4 protein-coding genes are annotated in these 3,440 nt (G+C 67.9%); 2 read left to right on the top strand and 2 right to left on the bottom strand.

Annotated elements, in window-relative coordinates:
• A partial coding sequence (locus AB0B89_RS35500; RefSeq protein WP_358561889.1) for a methyltransferase occupies nucleotides 1–723 on the bottom strand: 723 nt, incomplete at its 3' end.
• Between the two features lie 473 nt (nucleotides 724–1,196).
• On the opposite strand from AB0B89_RS35500, the gene AB0B89_RS35495 reads away from it, so the two are divergent.
• Nucleotides 1,197–2,516, top strand: coding sequence for an FAD-binding oxidoreductase (locus AB0B89_RS35495; RefSeq protein ID WP_358561886.1), 1,320 nt, complete (start codon nucleotides 1,197–1,199; stop codon nucleotides 2,514–2,516).
• A 421-nt stretch (nucleotides 2,517–2,937) separates the two neighbouring features.
• Nucleotides 2,938–3,282, top strand: a complete 345-nt coding sequence (locus AB0B89_RS35490) for a YciI family protein (protein ID WP_358561885.1) — start codon at nucleotides 2,938–2,940, stop codon at nucleotides 3,280–3,282.
• Nucleotides 3,283–3,323: 41 nt separating this feature from the next.
• Here the strand turns inward: AB0B89_RS35490 and AB0B89_RS35485 are convergent.
• A partial coding sequence (locus AB0B89_RS35485; protein ID WP_358561892.1) for a zinc ribbon domain-containing protein occupies nucleotides 3,324–3,440 on the bottom strand: 117 nt, incomplete at its 5' end.

Below are 3,440 nucleotides of genomic sequence, written 5' to 3'. Positions count from 1 at the left end.
CCGTTCCCCGTACACCCCTCGTACGTGCCGTTCCCCGTACACCCGCTGACTCTGGACGCGGTGCGGGAGATACCGGGCGTGGTCGTCCACGACGACGAAGGACGTCTTCTTCACGATGTCCCCCAGATAGGGGTCCTCGAAGACGAAGATGCCGGTGGGGGTGAGCAGCGCGTCCACACCGCGGAGGAGCGAGTCCAGGTACGGAATATGGCAGATGGTGTTGGCCGAGAAGATCGCGTCGGCCGGCCCGTCGGACTCGCGGACGGCGGCGGCGGTCGACTCCTCGAAGAAGTCGGTACGTACGCGCACACCCCGCTCCCGGGCGACGTTCGCCACGCCCACGGAGGGCTCGAATCCCAGGTGGCGGATCCCGGACTCGGCGATCGTCCGCAGCAGGACCCCGTCGTTACAGCCGATCTCGACGAAGAACGGGTCCTCGCTGGTGAGCTCGGTCTCGATGAAGTTCAGCGCGGTCCGGGTGAAGTGCTCCCGCATCACCGAAGAGCCGGACGAGTGGTACGGGTAGTCCTCGTGGAACATCCGCTCGCGCGGAACCTCCTCCATCAACTGGACCATCGTGCAGTCCACGCAGTGTCCGACGGCGAGCCTGTAGAAGAACTCACCGTCGACGTCGTCCGGGCGCGGGAAAGCGTCGGAGAGCGGCTGGCGTCCGAGATCCAGGAACTCCTCGACCACACCGCCGCAGATTCGGCATTCGGTCACCGGTGCCTCCACCTTTCTTCACCGGCCGCTGTCGGCCGCTCGTGAAACGGATGTCGTCGGGCCCACGGCCCAGCATGTCGCCGCGCGGGCGAGGGCGCATCTCCCAGCGTGCGCCGGGAACCGCGCGCCGCGGCGACCGCCGTGAAAAGACCTCTTTTCGGACAAAGCGTGTCGAAAAAGGCATGGGGGATCGCCCGTGTGCGCCGCCAGGTGGCCAGCCTCCCAGCCTGACAGGGCGCGGCGGTTTGACGACCCCACCCCTACCCCTATTCGGGTTGAAAGCCGATTCTCCACACGGAATCATTCATAGAGTTGAATCCCTGATTGATGACTCCGTCATCGCGGGAACATGAGCACGGCATTCTCTGTCAGCGACGAGCGGCAGGCCAAGACAGCCGCGAAGGAGTTCCCTTATGCATGTAAATGTCTCCCCTGTCACGATTTCAAGCCTTCGTGACACCATCAGCGGTAGGGTGATCGAGCCGGATGACGAGGGGTACGACCAGGCGCGGGCCGTCTACTACGGCGGATTCGACCGCCGGCCGGCGGCCATCGTGCGGGCGGCCGACGCCGCCGACGTCGCGCGCGTCATCACGTTCGCCCGCGAGAGCGGGATAGAACTGGCCGTCCGGGGCGGCGGCCACAGCAACGCCGGCCACAGTGTCTCCGAGGGCGGCATCGTGCTCGACCTCAGAGACCTGAACGCGCTGGAGATCGATGTCGAGGGCCGGACCGCGTGGGCCCAGGGCGGGCTGACCGCGGGCGGGTACACCACCGCGGTGGGTGAGCACGGGCTGGCCACCGGTTTCGGGGACACCGGCTCCGTCGGGATCGGCGGGATCACGACCGGAGGCGGCGTCGGGTTCCTCGTCCGCAAGCATGGCCTCGCCATCGACAACCTGCTGGCCGCCGAGGTCGTGACCGCGGATGGCGAGCTGCTCCACGTGGACGAGGAGACCCATCCTGACCTGTTCTGGGCGATCCGCGGCGGCGGCGGCAACTTCGGTGTCGTCACCCGTCTGCGTTTCCGGCTGCACCCGGTCGAGTCGATCGTGGGCGGGATGCTGATGCTGCCGGCGACGTCCGAGATCATCGCCTCGTTCATCGCCGCGGCGGAGGCCGCGCCGGAGGAGCTCTCGACGATCGCCAACGTCATGCCCGCGCCCCCGATGCCGTTCCTGCCCGAGGAGCAGCACGGTCAGCTGATCCTCATCGCCCTCATGGCCTACGCCGGCGACACCGAGGCCGGTAACGAGGCCATCGCGCCGTTCCGCGCGCTGGCCACGCCTCTCGCCGACATGATCCAGACCATGCCCTACTCGGGGATGTTCCCGCCGGAGGAGGAAGCCGAGGAAGCGACCGCGGTGGCGCGGACGATGTTCATCGACGGGGTCGACGGCGATGTGGCCGACACGATCGTGGAGTATCTGGAGTCCTCCGACGCGTCCATGCGCGCCGTACAGCTCCGGGTGCTCGGCGGGGAGATGGCCCGCGTGCCGGTCGACGCCACCGCGTTCGCGCACCGCAACAGCAAGATCATGGTGAACGTCGCGGCGTTCTACGAGGGCGCCGAGGAGCGGGCCGTTCGCGAGGCCTGGGTGATCGAGTTCTCGGAGGCCCTTCGCCAGAGTGACTCCGGGGCGTACGTCAACTTCCTGCAGGATGAGAGCGCGGACCGGGTCCGGGCCGCGTACCCGGGCGCGACCTGGGACCGGCTCAGGGCGATCAAGGCCGAGTACGACCCGACCAACCTGTTCCGGCTCAACCAGAACATCCCCCCGGCGACCGCCTGATCTCACGCGTCGCGTCAGCGGAGGTTCCTCTGTGATCGAGGAACCTCCGCTGAACCATTTCAGGACCTCGACGCCAAGGCCTCGAACCGACTCCCGAGGACCTTCCAGTCGACCACCGTCCGGCCCCCGGCCTCCCGGTCCGAGCCCATGGCTCCCGGTGCGTATGCTCGTAAGCAACATGCCTGACCAGTCGAAATACCGCGATCACCGTTGAGCTGTGGCGCATGCCCAGGTCGAGGTGATCGTTCGCCCCGGCGGCTTCGCCGAGCCGGCGACTCGCGGATGCCATGCCGGCCGAGGCCCGCCGAAATCCTCGGCGCGAAATCTCCGGGGCGTGTCGATCCGACCTGGTCCCATTCGTCGTCATGGTGTACGGCGACCCGCCGCGCGAGGACGGAACAGATCACAAAGGAGTCGGACCATGAAATACATGTTGCTGATCTACAGCGCCGCGACGAACGACGCGGCCGGCGAGGGCAGCTTCGAGGACTGGATGAGCTACGACAAGGCGGTCAAGGAGTCGGGGATCTGGGTCGCGGGGGACTCGCTGGCCGACCTGACCACCGCCACGACCGTCCAGGTCGGCCCGGCAGGTGAGCGGACCGTCACCGACGGGCCGTTCGCCGAGACCCGCGAGGTCCTCGGCGGCTACTACGTCATCGACGTGCCCGACCTCGACGTCGCGCTCGACTGGGCCGCCCGCTGCCCCGGCGCGCGTGGCGGAGGGGCGGTCGTGGTGCGGCCGGTGGCCGAGTTCGAGATCTGACCCGGTGACTCCTCCGCTCCCTGAAGGGGAGCGGCTTCTCGCTAAGCCGCTTGCGCGGCCAGGCGAAGGGCAAGCCCTGCCCTGAGGATGTTGACAGCCGCGTTCACGTCGGCGTGCGCGGTATGCCCGCACGCCGTACAGGCGAACTCGGCTTGGGT

This window comes from Sphaerisporangium sp. NPDC049002, assembly GCF_040649355.1.
Lineage (GTDB): Bacteria > Actinomycetota > Actinomycetes > Streptosporangiales > Streptosporangiaceae > Sphaerisporangium.
The sequence above is the reverse complement of the archived record's forward strand: the minus strand, read 5'-3'. Positions and strand labels throughout refer to the sequence as shown.